Genomic DNA, 13620 nt, shown 5'->3' on the forward strand with positions numbered 1-13620 from the left:
CGCAACCTACAAGTAGGTCTTGCGCGGGTGGATGGCGTGCGCGCCCGCGGCGCGGTCGAGGAAGAGCAGACCGGAGCAGTGGTCGATCTCGTGCTGGAGGGCGCGGGCCTCGAACGCCTCGGCGGTGAGGACGACCTCCTCCGCCGTACCCGGCAGCTGCCCTCGTACGACGAGCCGCGTCGCCCGCTTCACGTCGCCGGTGAGGTCGGGCACGCTCATGCAGCCCTCGCGGGCCTTCTCGTTGCGGCTGGCCTCGACGACCTCGGCGTTGCAGAGCACGAAGGTGCCGTGGTGGCCGCGGGTCTTGGGGTGCGCGGAGACGTCGACGCAGAAGACCCGGGCCGAGACGCCGACCTGCGGAGCGGCCAGCCCGACGCAGCCGGGGCTGACCCGCATCGTGGCGACCAGGTCGGCGGCCAGCTGCACGGTCGAGCGGGCGCTCGGGTCGACCACCTCGCCGAGGGTGGCGAGCACGGCCGCGGGGGCGCGGACGACGTCGAGGACCCGGCCCTCGACGCCCAGCCGGGCCTCCGACCAGGAGGTGACCAGCTCGTCGCTCACAGCTCGTCGGCCTCCGCCGGGCGCAGGGTGGCGCCGACGCCGAGCGCGTCGGCGGCGGCCCGGATCGCCGCGGCCACGGCCTCGACGTCGGTGTCGGCGGGCAGGTCGATCTCGGCGACCAGGAGGTAGAGATCGCCGGCCAGCCGGGTGGTCAGGTCGGTGATGTTGCCGCCGACGTGGGCGACCTCGCCGACGACCGCCGAGACGATGCCGGGCCGGTCGCCCCCGTGGACGGTGAGCACCCAGGAGGTGCCGGTCGCGGCGGGCGCCGGCTCGGGCGGCACCTCGCGGACCGTGACGGTGAGGGTGCCGGCGGCGGTCAGGGGCGCGAGGGCGGCCTCGACCTCACCGGCAGCGGCGTCGCCGGCACAGACCAGGGTCATCGCGAAGTGGCCGCGCAGCAGCGTCATCGTCGAGTCCTCGAGGTTGAGGCCGAGCGCGGCGAGGACCTCGGTCGTCTCGGCGATGATGCCGGGCCGGTCGTGCCCGAGGACGGTGATGGCGTGGAGGGTCACCGGTCCATCCTCGCAGCGACGCTCGCGGCCCGGCCCAGGACGTCGTCCAGCATCGCCTCCGTGAGCCGGCCGGTGAAGGTGTTCTGCTGGCTGGGGTGGTAGCAGCCGAGCAGCAGCACGTCGTGCTCCGGACCCCCGAGGACGGCCGTCGCCCCGTGCCCGAAGCGCGGCTTGGGCCGCGGCACCTCCCAGCCGAGCGAGCGGAAGGTGCGCAGGGTCGCGTCCCAGCCGATCGCGCCCAGCGCCACCGCGACCCGGACCGTGCCGGCGAGCAGGCCGACCTCGGCCTCGATCCACGGCGCGCAGGTCTCGCGCTCCCGCGTCGTGGGCTTGTTGTCGGGCGGCGCGCAGCGGACGGTGGCGACCATCCGGGTCCCGACCAGCTCCAGGCCGTCGGTGGCGTGCACGCTGGTGGCCTGCGTCGCCAGTCCGACCCGGTGCAGGCTCGCGAAGAGCCAGTCGCCGGAACGGTCGCCGGTGAAGATCCGGCCGGTGCGGTTCGCGCCGTTCGCGGCCGGGGCCAGGCCGACCACCAGAATCCGGGCGGCGGGGTCGCCCCAGCCCGGGATCGGCCGGCCCCAGTAGGGCTCTCCGGCGTACGACGCCCGCTTCGTCACGGCGACGTCCTCGCGCCACTCGACCAGCCGCGGGCAGGCCGCGCAGACGCTGACCCGGGCGTCCAGCTCGGCGAGCGCCGCACCGCGGGCGAGCCGGCGGACCGCCGCCGGCGTACGAGCCACGGGCGTGTCCGGACGCGCCGGATCGCCGGGCCATCCCGAACCGGGTGGCACCGGCGATCCGAAGAGCTCCCCGGTCGCGGGGTGCGGGAGCAACGTCAGGGAGCGGGCTGGATCGACGCCTCGCGCTTGACCTTGTCGGCAGCCGTCGAGGCGACGTCAGTGACCTTGTCCTTGACCACGGAGGCGGCCGCGGCTGCCTGGGTCGCCGCGGTGTCCTGGACCTGGTGGGCGGCGTCCTGAACCTTCGGGTTGCGCGCGACCTTCTGGGCCTGCGCCTTGATCTGTTCGTAGCGCTCGTGCCCGGCGCGGGCGCCGAGCACGTAGCCGACGCCGGCCGCGGCCAGCAGGGAGAGCTTGCTCATGAGGTGCTCCTTCGGGTGGTGGGGTTCGGGGTTTCAGCGGCGGATGCGTCGTACGACGACGACGCCGAGCAGGACGACCACCGCAGCGCCGGCGACGACGCCGGCGAGCTTGGCCTGGTGGATCGCGGTCGCCTTCACGCGGGTCTGCAGCAGGTCGACGGTGGTGGCCAGCTGCTCGCGCTGGCGGACGATGTCGGCCTCGATCTCGGCCGGGGTCTGGCTCATCGGTGGGCCCCCTTCAGCGTCGCGACGTCCTCCTTGACCCCGGCGACGGCCCGCTCGGGCGTCGCGGGGGTGGCCTGGGCGATCTCCTTCTTGCCGAACAGCGCGAGCGCGCCGGCGACCAGGAAGACCGCCCCGCCCACGATCAGCGCGGCGGCCCAGACCGGGAGCACCAGGGCGAGCGCGGCGATGCCGGCCGCGAGGAACGCCCCGAGGCCGTAGAGGGCCAGCACGCCGGCCGCGCCGAACCCGGCCAGCCCGAGACCGGCGGCCTTGCCCTTCTGCGTGAGCTCGGCCTGCGCGAGGCGCACCTCGCTGCGGACCAGCTCGGGTACCTGCTCCGAGAGCCGGTGCACGACGGCGCCGATCGGCTCGTCCGTGGTCACGCTGGTGGTATCGGTCATGACCGTCCGGTGACCAGCCGCCCAACCCGGCAAACCGCTCGGAGGGGTGGTCAGCGGCCGATCGACCAGGCGATCCCCTCGAGGATGTCGGCCTCGGAGACGACCAGCTCATCGACGCTCGCCCGCCGCAGCACCCGCGAGAGGATCAGCGCGCCGGCGTCGATGACGTCGGCGCGGCCGGGGTGCATCCACGGCAGCTCGAGGCGCTCGGCGACGGTCATGCCGACCAGCCGGCCCACCATCGCGTGCACGTCGTCGAAGGACAGCCGCACCTGGTCGATCGCGTCGCGGTCGTAGGCGGGCAGGTCGAGGACGCCGGCGGCGATGGTGGTGACGGTCCCGGCGACGCCGACCACGGACGCCGCCGCGGCGATGTCGACCGGCGCGGACTCCAGCGCGGTGTCGATGTCGCGGACGCAGGCGTGCACCTCGTCCATCGAGGCCGGGTCGGAGCGCACGTGGCGCTCGTGCAGGCGGACCGAGCCGAGGTCGAGCGAGCAGGCCACCTGGGGCGAGGTGTCGCCGAGGATCAGCTCGGTCGAGCCTCCGCCGATGTCGAGAACCAGCACCGGCTCGGCCGGATGCTCGCGCAGGTCGCGGACCGCGCCCGCGAAGGCCAGGCCCGCCTCCTCGACACCGCTGAGCACCTCGGGCTCGACCCCGAGCCGCTCGCGCACCCCGGCGGCGAAGACGTCGGCGTTGCTGGCGTCGCGGGTGGCCGAGGTGGCGCAGAAGCGGATGCTCTCGACGGGCACGGCGTGCGCGCGCACGAGCTCGGCGTACTCGTCGAGGGCGGCGAAGGCCCGCTCGAGCGCCTCGTCGGCGAGCCGGCCGGTGGCGTCGACGCCCTGACCGAGCCGCACCATCCGGGTCTCGCGCACGGCGATCTCGGGCAGGTCGCCGATCAGCAGCTTGACCGTGTTGGTCCCGCAGTCGATCGCGGCTACCGGTCCACGCACGGACCCGCCTCCCACCAGGGCCCGAGCAGGGCCAGCACCTCGTCGCCGAGGGGGTTGGCTCCGGGACCCTGGGCCAGGGCCTGGCCCGCGAGGACGTGGAGGCACTTGACGCGATCGGGCATCCCGCCGGCGGAGATGCCCTCGATCTCGGGGACCTCCAGACCGGCGTCGCGGCCGATCTCGGCGCGGGCCGCGAGGTAGCGCTCGTGAGCGGCGCGGTAGGCCGCAGCGAGCTCCGGGTCCTCGCCCAGCCGCTCCTGCATCTCCTTCATCGTGCCCGTGCCCTCGAGGGTCCCGATCCGGGAGGCCGCGCGCGGGCAGGTGAGGTAGTAGGTCGTCGGGAACGGGGTGCCGTTGGGCAGCCGCGGCTCGGTGGTCACCACGTCGGGGTTGCCGCACGGGCAGCGGTGCCCGACCTCGTGGATGCCCCGGGGCTCCCGCCCCAGCTGGGCCGCGACCGCTTGCTGATCGGCCGATGGGATCACTGGTCCTGCTCCTCCGAGCCGTCGAGCTCCTTCAGGGGCACCGGGTCGCCCGCCGGCGGCGGGTCGCCGGCCAGCTCGACCGAGCCCCACGCGTCGCCCCACCAGGCCTCGGGCTCCTGCGGGTCGACCTCGGACGGGTCCGTCAGCGTCGAGCCCGGCTCGATGGGGTCGCCGTCGGCGTCGAGGGCGACGTACGCCGTCTCCCCCGGCATGACGTAGCCGAGCCGCTGCCGGGCCTGGCTGCGGACGTACGCCGTGTCCTGCCAGCGCCGCTTCTCGCGGGCCAGGTCGTCGATGCGGTCCTGGCGCTCCACGATCTCCTGCTGCAGGGCCTGCATCTCCGAGCGCTGCTGCAGGAACGCCCGCAGCGACGAGGCGGAGCCGACGGCCAGCACCGCGAAGACGACGGCCAGGATCGCCAGCCGGCTGGTCGGCCGGAGCCGGGCCCGCTCGGGCGGCCGCGAGGTCGGCCGGCCGGCCGCCTCGGCGGCCGTGCGCGGACGACCGGTCCGCCCGGCACCCGGGGTGCGCCCGGGTCCGGTGCGGCCGCGAGGGCGTGCCCCGCGGGCCGGGCGGCGGTCGTCAGCCATCGATCGGTCCCTGCTCAGCCCTGGAAGCGCGGGAACGCGCCGGCGCCGGCGTAGCGCGCGGCGTCGCCGAGCTCGTCCTCGATCCGCAGGAGCTGGTTGTACTTGGCGACGCGGTCGGACCGGGCCGGGGCGCCGGTCTTGATCTGGCCGCAGTTCGTCGCCACCGCGAGGTCGGCGATGGTGGTGTCCTCGGTCTCGCCCGAACGGTGGCTCATCATGCAGCGGTAGCCGTTGCGGTGGGCCAGCTCGACGGAGTCGAGGGTCTCGGTCAGCGAGCCGATCTGGTTGACCTTCACCAGCAGCGCGTTGGCCTGGCCGCCGGCGATGCCGCGGGTCAGGCGCTCCACGTTGGTGACGAACAGGTCGTCGCCGACGATCTGGGTCTGGGTGCCGAGCTGGTCGGTGATGGCCTTCCAGCCGTCCCAGTCGTCCTCGTCGAGCGGGTCCTCGATCGAGACGATCGGGTACGACGCGACCAGGTCGGCGTAGTAGGCGGTCATCTCGTCGGCCGACTTGGAGCCGCCCTCGAAGGCGTACGAGCCGTCCTTGAAGAACTCGCTCGCGGCGACGTCCATGGCCAGCGCGATGTCGCGGCCCAGCGTGAGGCCGGCGGCCGAGACGGCCTCGGCGATCAGGTCCAGCGCGGCGCGGTTGGAGTCGAGGTTGGGCGCGAAGCCGCCCTCGTCGCCGAGGCCGGTCGAGAGGCCCTTCTTCTTCAGCACCGACTTCAGCGCGTGGTAGACCTCCGCGCCCTGGCGCAGCGCCTCACGGAAGGTCGGCGCGCCGATCGGCGCGATCATGAACTCCTGGATGTCGACGTTGGAGTCCGCGTGCGAGCCGCCGTTGAGGATGTTCATCATCGGGACGGGCAGCAGGTGGGCGTTGGGCCCGCCGACGTAGCGGTAGAGCGGCAGCTGGGCCGAGTCGGCCGCGGCGCGGGCCACGGCCAGCGAGACGCCGAGGATCGCGTTGGCACCGAGCTCGGCCTTGTTGGGGGTGCCGTCGAGCGACAGCATCGTCTGGTCGACGAGGCGCTGGTCGTCGGCGTCGATGCCCTCGACCGCGGGGCCGATCTTCTCGATCACGCCGGCGACGGCGTTCTGGACGCCCTTGCCGAGGTAGCGGTCGCCGCCGTCACGCAGCTCGACCGCCTCGAACGCGCCCGTGGAGGCGCCGCTGGGGACCGCCGCGCGGGCGAACGAGCCGTCGTCGAGGACGACCTCGACCTCGACGGTGGGGTTGCCGCGCGAATCGAGGATCTCGCGCGCGCCGACAGCTTCGATGGTTGCCAAGGGACCTGCTCCTGAGGAAGTCGAGTGGATGCGCGACCAGCCTAGACCCGTCGAGACGGCGTTCCGTGCAGGCCGCGCGGCCGTGGCTCAGAGCAGCCGTCGTACGGCGTCGCGCAGGGCCTGCTCGGGATCGGTCCCGGACCCGTGGGCCTCGGCGACGAGCGCGAGCAGGCGCTCGCCGAGCCCGTCACCGTCCGGTACGACGGGCCGCCCCGCCCGCTCGAGCCGGTCGAGCACCTTGTCGGCGTACAGCAGCGCGGGCAGCGAGGCGGGCAGCCCCTCGGTGAGGTCGGAGCGGCCCTTCTCGGCGGCCTTGATCGCCTGCCAGGCGTCGTTGATCTCGGCGGCCGTCCCGCTCGACGCGTCGCCGAAGACGTGCGGGTTGCGGCGGACCATCTTGGCGGTGATGCCGCGCGCGACGTCGTCGATCGTGAAGCCACCGGCCTCCTCGGCGACGGCGGCGTGGAAGTAGACCTGCAGCAGCAGGTCGCCGAGCTCCTCGCGGAGGTGGTCGGGGTCGCCGGACTCGATCGCCTCGACCGTCTCGTGGGTCTCCTCGAGCAGGTAGCGGACCAGCGAGCGGTGGGTCTGCTCGGCCTTCCAGGGGCACTCGGCGCGCAGCCGGCGCATCACCTCACGGAACTCGAGGAGCGGCTCGTCGGTCACCGGATCAGCCGCCGCAGCGCTGGGACTCCGGCAGGTCCTTCGCGAAGCCCTCGGGAGCCTCGGCGGCGCTCGCGTCGACAGCGAAGTCGGTGGTGGCGACCGACAGGTCGTCGCGGGTGGTGAGGATCTGGTCGTCGCCGACGGAGATGGCGTCGAAGGCCGGGTTGGTGTCGATGTCGGCGTCGGCCTGCCAGTCCTGGACCGCCGCGACGCCCGCGGCGACGACCGCCTCCTGGGCGGCGTTGGCACCGGCCTCCTCGGCCCCGATGGCCAGCAGCACGTTGGAGAAGTACTGGTCGGCGACGAAGACCGGCTCGGCCGCCGCGACGTCGTCGGGGTCGGCGCCCGCGTAGGTCTCGCGGTAGGCCTGGGCCGTCTCGTCGGTGTCGGGCACCTGGACGTCGAAGGCGTCGACCAGCTGGTCGGCCATCACCTCCAGCGAGAGGCCGCGCTGGGCCGCGTTGCGCAGGGTGGTGCCGGCGATCGCCTGGCCGTCGAACTGCGGGTCGGAGCGCAGCACGGCGCAGGCGCTGCTCGCGACGTCGTCGACACGGGTGACCGAGATCGTGGTCCCGTTGATGCTCACCGCCTGGCCCGGTCGGATGCCGGCGTCGGTCACCCCGCACCCGGTCAGGAGCCCGGCGCACACCGGGACGACAGCGGCGAGGACGACGGCGAGGGGGCGACGCGGGCTCACGTGGGCTCCTAGGACTGGGCGGCCGGGGCAGGCGGATCGATGATGGCGTCGATCACATTCGCGGCCCATTGAAGCAGGGCGATGCCGTCGATCGGGCGACCGCCCACGACCGCCGTCTGCGGGCGCGGCACCAGGATGGTGTCGAGCTGGGTCTTCACGATCGACCTCGGATACATCCGCATCAGCCGCACCTGGCGCGACTCGGGCAGGCTGACCGGCGCGAACCGGACGTTCTTGCCGGCGATGGTCACCTCGCCGACGCCCGCCCGGCGGGCCCGGGCCCGGAACCGGGCGACCAGCAGCAGCGACTCGACCACCTCCGGCGGCGCGCCGTACCGGTCGACCATCTCCTCGCGGATCAGGTCGACGTCCTCGTTGGCGCGGACCTCCGCGAGCCGCTTGTACATCTCCAGGCGCAGCCGCTCGCTCGGGATGTAGTCGTGCGGCAGGTGGGCGTCGACGGGCAGCTCGATGCGGACCTCGTTGAGCTCGGGCTCGCCCTCGCCCTTGAACTCGTGGACCGCCTCGCCGACCAGCCGGACGTAGAGGTCGAAGCCGACGTCGGCGATGTGGCCCGACTGCTCGCCGCCGAGCAGGTTGCCGGCGCCGCGGATCTCGAGGTCCTTCATGGCGATGGCCATGCCGCCGCCGAGGTCGGAGTGCTGGGCCAGCGTCGCGAGCCGCTCGTGGGCGGTCTCGGTCAGCGGCTTCTCCTGGGGGTAGAGGAAGTAGGCGTAGGCGCGCTCGCGCGAGCGGCCCACCCGGCCGCGCAGCTGGTGGAGCTGGCTGAGGCCGAGGGTGTCGGAGCGCTCGATGATCATCGTGTTGGCGTTCGACACGTCGAGGCCGGACTCGACCAGGGTCGTGCAGACGAGGACGTCGAAGCGCTTCTCCCAGAAGTCGAGCATCACCTGCTCGAGCTGCTTCTCCCCCATCTGGCCGTGCGCGGTGGCGACCCGGGCCTCCGGGACCAGCTCCTTCAGCTTCCCCGCGGCCTTCTCGATCGAGTTCACCCGGTTGTGGATGTAGAAGACCTGCCCCTCGCGCAGCAGCTCCCGGCGGATCGCGGCCACCACCTGGCGGTCCTCGTAGGCGCCGACGTAGGTCAGCACGGGGTGCCGCTCCTCGGGCGGGGTGGTGATCGTCGACATCTCGCGGATGCCGGTGATCGCCATCTCCAGCGTGCGCGGGATCGGCGTCGCGCTCATCGAGAGCACGTCGACGGACGTGCGCATCCGCTTCATCTGCTCCTTGTGCTCGACGCCGAAGCGCTGCTCCTCGTCGACGATGATCAGGCCGAGGTCCTTGAACCGGATGTCGGGGTTCAGCAGCCGGTGGGTGCCGACCACGATGTCGATCGAGCCCTCGGCGACCCCGGCCATCACCTCCTTGGCCTCCTTGTCGCTCTGGAAGCGGCTCAGGGCCTTCAGCACGACCGGGAAGCCGCTCATCCGCTCGGCGAAGGTGCTGAGGTGCTGGGTGACCAGCAGCGTCGTCGGCACGAGCACGGCGACCTGCTTGCCGTCCTGGACCGCCTTGAACGCCGCCCGTACGGCGATCTCCGTCTTGCCGTAGCCGACGTCGCCGCAGACCAGCCGGTCCATCGGGACCACCTGGCGCATGTCGCCCTTGACCTCCTCGACGGTGGTCAGCTGGTCGGGCGTCTCGGTGAACGGGAAGGCGTCCTCCAGCTCGCGCTGCCAGGGGGTGTCCGGGCCGAACGCATAGCCCTTGGTGGCCTGCCGGGCGGCGTAGAGCTTGATCAGCTCGGCGGCGATCTCGCGGACCGCCTTGCGGGCCCGGCCCTTGCGCTTGGCCCAGTCGGCGCCGCCGAGCCGGTCGAGGCTTGGCTGCTCGCCGCCGACGTACCGGGTCACCTGGTCGAGCGCGTCGGCCGGGACGTAGAGCCGGTCGGGCGGGCCGCCGCGCTTGGAGGCGCCGTACTCGAGGACGAGGTACTCGCGCACCGCTCCCCCGGCCTCGCGCTGCTTCATCTCCACGAACCGGCCGACGCCGTGCTGCTCGTGGACGACGTAGTCGCCGGCCTTCAGCTCCAGCGGGTCGATCTGCTTCTTGCGGCGCGCCGGCATCTTGCGCATGTCGCGGGTGGACGCGCGCTGACCAGAGATGTCCTCGCCGGTCAGCAGCACCAGCCGGTTGGTGTCGTCGACGAAGCCCTGGGTGAGCGCGCCGCAGGTCACGCTGACCGTGCCGAGCACCGGGTCGCCGTCGAGGACGGCCGGGACGTCGCGCTCGCCGAGCGCCTCCACCATCCGCTCGGCCGGGCCGTGGCCGAGGTGGAGCACGACCGTGCGGTAGCCGTCGCCGCGCCAGCCGTCGAGGTCCTTGATGGCCTTCTCGACGTCGCCGCGGTAGGCGTCGACGGGGCGCATCGGGAGCACCCGGCCGCCGTCCTCCGCATCGACCTCGCCGTCCAGACCGAACGGGCTGACCGTCCACCAGGCCAGCGACCGGCCGATCGTGTGGTCGCGCACGTCGGCCAGGGAGCGGTACGACGCCGCGCCCAGGTCGATCGGGGCGGTGCCGCCGCCGGCGGCCGCCGCCCAGCTGGCGCCGAGGAACTCCTCGCTGGTGGCGACCAGGTCGTGCGCGCGCCCGCGAGCCCGCTCGGGGTCGAGGACCAGCACGTGGGTGTCGTCGGGCATCAGGTCGACGAGCAGCTCCATCTCGTCGACGAGCACCGGCGCCAGCGACTCCATGCCCTCGACGGCGATGCCGTTCGCGATCTTGTCGGTCAGCTCGACCAGCTGCGGGTGGGTGCGGCCGAGCTCGGCCGCGCGGGCGCGGACCTCGTCGGTGAGCAGCAGCTCGCGGCACGGCGGCGCCCAGAGCCGCTCGACCTGCTCGTGGGTGCGCTGGTCGGCCACCGAGAACGAGCGGATCTCCTCGACGTCGTCGCCCCAGAACTCCACGCGCAGCGGGTGCTCCTCGGTCGGCGGGAAGACGTCGACGATGCCGCCGCGGACCGCGAACTCACCGCGCCGCTCGACCAGGTCGACCCGCGAGTACGCCGCGTCCGCGAGCCGTCGTACGACGTCGTCGAGGGGGGCCGACTGGCCCGGCACCAGCTCGACGGGCTCCAGGTCGCCGAGGCCCTGGACCTGGGGTTGGAGGAGGGAGCGGACCGGGGCGACGACGACCTTCAGCGGGCCGTTGCTCGCGTCGGTGCCGGGGTGGCAGAGCCGACGCAGGACGGCGAGGCGACGGCCGACGGTGTCGCTGCGCGGGCTCAGCCGCTCGTGGGGCAGCGTCTCCCAGCTGGGGTAGTAGGCGACGGCGTGGGGGTCGACCAGGTCGGCCAGGGCCGCGGTGAGGTCCTCGGCCTCGCGCGAGGTCGCGGTCACCGCCAGCACCGTGCGACCGGCGCGGACCAGGCCGGCGACCACGAACGGCCGCATCGCCTCGGGGGCGGTCAGGTCAAGGCTGGGGACCAGGGCGCCGCGGGCGTCGTCGAGGGCCCCGCGGAGCGTGGGGTCGGCGAGGACGGCGTCGGCCAGGCCGGCGAGCGCGGTGGAGGACACAGGGCTCCTTGCAACAACACGGAAGCCCCCGGTCACGGATGACAGGGGGTGGACGCCCCCGATCCTACGTGGCGCCGAAGGCCCGCAATTTGGTGATGCTCCCCCGGCTCCGTGGGCCGATGGTGGGAGACCGGAGGTCCAGACCGGCCCGCCACCGCACGTCCCGAGGCACTACTCAAATTGTGGTATCCGTCTCGGAATCGCCATCGCGCTCCCGGACCCACCCCTAGGTTCCGAGTCACGGGACGAACTGGGGGTCGTCCGCTGATCATGATGGGACCGGCCGACACACCGTCCCATCCCCGGGACGGACATGGGGACGCTCCGACCGCAGGTACGACACCACGAGTCATCGGGGCTCGGACGATCTGCAGGGGACACGATGAGCAAGTTGCGCAATCCCGCCGACGCCTGGACCTGGCGGGGCTACACCCTCGCCCTCGGGCTGACCGCCACGCCCCCGGCCCTCGCGGGCTGGGCCGGCGCCGGTCGCTCGGGGAGCCAGGCCGTGACGACGGGCCACATGACGATCGCCCTGCTGGCGCTGCTGGCCGCCGCGGTGATCTACGTGCAGTACCGGCTGACGGGCGACGACGTCGTCGGCTGGCTCTGCCTGGGTGCGGTGATCCTGGGGGCCCGGTGCCTCAGCGTCGCCGCGGTGCACGGCACGTCCGGCGGGTCCGTCCTGCTCGGGCACGAGACCTGGACCCTGGTCGCCGACCTGACGCTGGTCGTCCTCCTGGTCGCGCTGACCCGGTCGCGCCGCTGGTCCTTCGACCGGACGGCCGGGCTGCTGGTCGCCGTCACGCTGACCGTCGGTCACCCGGCCCTGCTCGGGCGCGTGCCGGCCCCGGACATCCCGCACGACGCGGCCCTGGCCGCCCAGGCCGTGGCCGCTGCCCTCATCGCCTCCCTGGTGCTGCGGGTCGCCCGCACGCGCCGGCTGACGGTGGGGGCCCGGCAGCTGGTCCTCACGGTCGTGCTCTTCTCCGCCTACCAGGTGCTGGCCAGCCGGCCCACCGGCTCCTACCCGGTCGACCTCGCCGTGCTCGCCGCCGGCCTCTGCGGCACCGTGCTCCTCCTCCGGGCCTCCCTCGGCGGGCTGCGGCGGACCATCCGGACCCAGATCGACGAGCTCCGACAGGTGACCCGGCAGCTCGCGACGGCCGAGCGCGACCTCTACGAGCAGCGTGCCCAGCTGCACGAGGTCACCAACAGCGTGGCGGGCATCGCCTCCGCCTCGCACCTGATCAACCAACGGCGGGAGATCACCGTGCCGCACCGGATCCGACTCGAGCAGATGCTGGACCACGAGTCCGCCCGCCTCGCCCGCCTGCTGACCCGCCAGCAGCAGCTCTCCGAGGCGGCCCGCGGGTCGGTCGACCTCGACGAGACGCTGGAGCCCCTGGTGGTCGCGCACGAGGCTGCCGGGCACCCGGTGACCTGGGCGCCCAGCGGACTGCGCGCGCACGCGGAGGCGGACGACGTGGCCGAGGCGGTCAGCATCCTGCTCGACAACGCCCGCAAGCACGCCCCGCGCGCCGCCGTACGGCTCGACGTCCGCACGGCCGGGGACGGCACGGTCGAGATCGCGGTGTCCGACGACGGCGCCGGGGTCGCGCCGGACCTGCGGGAGCACCTCTTCGACTGGGGCCGGCGCGGGCCGGACTCGGCCGGGCAGGGCATCGGGCTGCACGTCGCCCAGCGCCGCCTGGAGCACAGCGGGGGCTCCGTGAGCCTGCTGCCCACGGCCGCCGGCACCACCTTCCTCGTCCGCCTGCCGTCACCCGCGCTGGTCCGGTCGTGAACCGCGCCGGGCCGAACGGCTCCCGCACCGTCCTGATCGAGGACCACGCGCTGTTCGCCGAGTCGCTCGAGATCGCCATGTCGATCGAGGGCTACGACGTCCGCCGCCTGCCCGTCCCGACCTCGGCCAGCGGCTCCGCGCAGCTGCTGGGCTCGATCGCCCGGCTGCGGCCCCGCATCGTGCTGCTGGATCTGGACCTGGGCTCGTTCGGCGACGGGGCCAGCCTGATCAACCCGATCGCCCGGATGGGCGCCAACGTCGTGGTCGTCACCGCCTCGCTCGAGCGGGCCCGCTGGGGCGAGTGCATCCGCTACGGCGCACGCAAGACGCTCTCGAAGGCCCAGCCGCTCCAGGAGATCCTGGCCGTCGTCCGGCGGATCAACCACGGGCTCCCGGTCATGGACGTCCAGGAGCGCGAGGAGCTGCTGGCCCTGTGGCACCACGAGCGCCAGGAGCGGCAGGAACGACGGCGCCGGATCGAGGAGCTCACCGCCCGCGAGCGGGAGGTGCTCGGTCACCTGATGGCCGGCCGGCCGGTCCGCGACATCGCCCGGCTGAGCGTCGTCTCGGAGGCCACCGTGCGCACGCAGGTCAAGTCGATCCTCGCGAAGCTGCAGGTGAGCTCGCAGCTGGCCGCCGTCGGGATGGCGTTCAGCCTGGAGTGGCAGCCGCCGACCGACCTGCGGGCGTCAGCCGGCCGCTCGACGTCCTGACCGCGATGGACCTGGTCATCGAAATCGGGGAAAGCGATCCTCGCCCGCCCCGGGCCCGTCCGGGA

The 13620-nt window shown here is 73.6% G+C and carries 15 protein-coding genes; 2 read left to right on the forward strand and 13 right to left on the reverse strand.

Annotated features, from left to right (window positions below; all coding sequences use genetic code 11):
- Positions 1–6: 6 nt before the first annotated feature.
- The 13 genes from V7S47_RS06595 to mfd form a co-directional block, all read right to left on the reverse strand.
- A complete protein-coding gene (locus tag V7S47_RS06595) occupies positions 7–561 on the reverse strand; it encodes a peptide deformylase (protein ID WP_336560821.1) in 555 nt (184 codons plus the stop codon).
- Entirely contained in the window at positions 558–1076 is a 519-nt protein-coding gene (locus V7S47_RS06600; protein ID WP_336560822.1) for a glycine cleavage system protein R, read from the reverse strand. The genes V7S47_RS06595 and V7S47_RS06600 overlap by 4 nt, the downstream gene beginning before the upstream one ends.
- Entirely contained in the window at positions 1073–1915 is an 843-nt protein-coding gene (locus tag V7S47_RS06605; protein ID WP_336561006.1) for a uracil-DNA glycosylase, read from the reverse strand. The genes V7S47_RS06600 and V7S47_RS06605 overlap by 4 nt, the downstream gene beginning before the upstream one ends.
- Positions 1912–2178 carry a hypothetical protein gene (locus V7S47_RS06610; RefSeq protein WP_090858504.1) on the reverse strand — a complete coding sequence of 89 codons (267 nt, stop codon included), beginning with the start codon at positions 2176–2178 and terminating at the stop codon, positions 1912–1914. The genes V7S47_RS06605 and V7S47_RS06610 overlap by 4 nt, the downstream gene beginning before the upstream one ends.
- Positions 2179–2211: 33 nt before the next feature.
- Positions 2212–2403: a DUF3618 domain-containing protein gene (locus V7S47_RS06615; RefSeq protein ID WP_336560823.1), complete on the reverse strand. Its 192-nt coding sequence runs from the start codon at positions 2401–2403 to the stop codon at positions 2212–2214.
- Entirely contained in the window at positions 2400–2804 is a 405-nt protein-coding gene (locus V7S47_RS06620) for a phage holin family protein (protein ID WP_336560824.1), read from the reverse strand. The genes V7S47_RS06615 and V7S47_RS06620 overlap by 4 nt, the downstream gene beginning before the upstream one ends.
- 50 nt (positions 2805–2854) lie before the next feature.
- Positions 2855–3763 (reverse strand): Ppx/GppA phosphatase family protein, encoded by a 909-nt coding sequence (locus V7S47_RS06625; RefSeq protein WP_336560825.1) that lies wholly within the window; start codon positions 3761–3763, stop codon positions 2855–2857.
- Positions 3748–4248 carry a DUF501 domain-containing protein gene (locus tag V7S47_RS06630; RefSeq protein ID WP_336560826.1) on the reverse strand — a complete coding sequence of 167 codons (501 nt, stop codon included), beginning with the start codon at positions 4246–4248 and terminating at the stop codon, positions 3748–3750. Before V7S47_RS06630 ends, V7S47_RS06625 begins: the two co-directional genes overlap by 16 nt.
- Complete coding sequence (locus tag V7S47_RS06635) at positions 4245–4838, reverse strand: FtsB family cell division protein (protein ID WP_090858515.1); 594 nt, start codon at positions 4836–4838, stop codon at positions 4245–4247. The genes V7S47_RS06630 and V7S47_RS06635 overlap by 4 nt, the downstream gene beginning before the upstream one ends.
- Before the next feature lie 14 nt (positions 4839–4852).
- Positions 4853–6130 carry a phosphopyruvate hydratase gene (gene eno, locus V7S47_RS06640; RefSeq protein WP_336560827.1) on the reverse strand — a complete coding sequence of 426 codons (1278 nt, stop codon included), beginning with the start codon at positions 6128–6130 and terminating at the stop codon, positions 4853–4855.
- 87 nt (positions 6131–6217) lie between these two features.
- Complete coding sequence (locus tag V7S47_RS06645; protein WP_336560828.1) at positions 6218–6796, reverse strand: MazG family protein; 579 nt, start codon at positions 6794–6796, stop codon at positions 6218–6220.
- Between the two features lie 4 nt (positions 6797–6800).
- Positions 6801–7493, reverse strand: coding sequence for a hypothetical protein (locus tag V7S47_RS06650; RefSeq protein ID WP_336560829.1), 693 nt, complete (start codon positions 7491–7493; stop codon positions 6801–6803).
- Positions 7494–7501: 8 nt separating this feature from the next.
- The gene (gene mfd, locus V7S47_RS06655; RefSeq protein WP_336560830.1) at positions 7502–11035 is read right to left on the reverse strand and encodes a transcription-repair coupling factor; all 3534 of its coding nucleotides are present in this window, start codon (positions 11033–11035) and stop codon (positions 7502–7504) included.
- A gap of 382 nt (positions 11036–11417) precedes the next feature.
- Between mfd and V7S47_RS06660 the strand changes: the two genes are divergently transcribed.
- Both V7S47_RS06660 and V7S47_RS06665 read left to right on the forward strand, forming a co-directional pair.
- Positions 11418–12842: a sensor histidine kinase gene (locus V7S47_RS06660; RefSeq protein ID WP_336560831.1), complete on the forward strand. Its 1425-nt coding sequence runs from the start codon at positions 11418–11420 to the stop codon at positions 12840–12842.
- On the forward strand, positions 12839–13555 hold the full coding sequence (locus V7S47_RS06665; RefSeq protein WP_336560832.1) for a response regulator transcription factor: 717 nt from the start codon (positions 12839–12841) through the stop codon (positions 13553–13555). The genes V7S47_RS06660 and V7S47_RS06665 overlap by 4 nt, the downstream gene beginning before the upstream one ends.
- The last annotated feature ends 65 nt before the right edge of the window (positions 13556–13620 follow it).

Source organism: Nocardioides sp. CCNWLW216, from assembly GCF_037120545.1.
Lineage (GTDB): Bacteria > Actinomycetota > Actinomycetes > Propionibacteriales > Nocardioidaceae > Nocardioides > Nocardioides lianchengensis.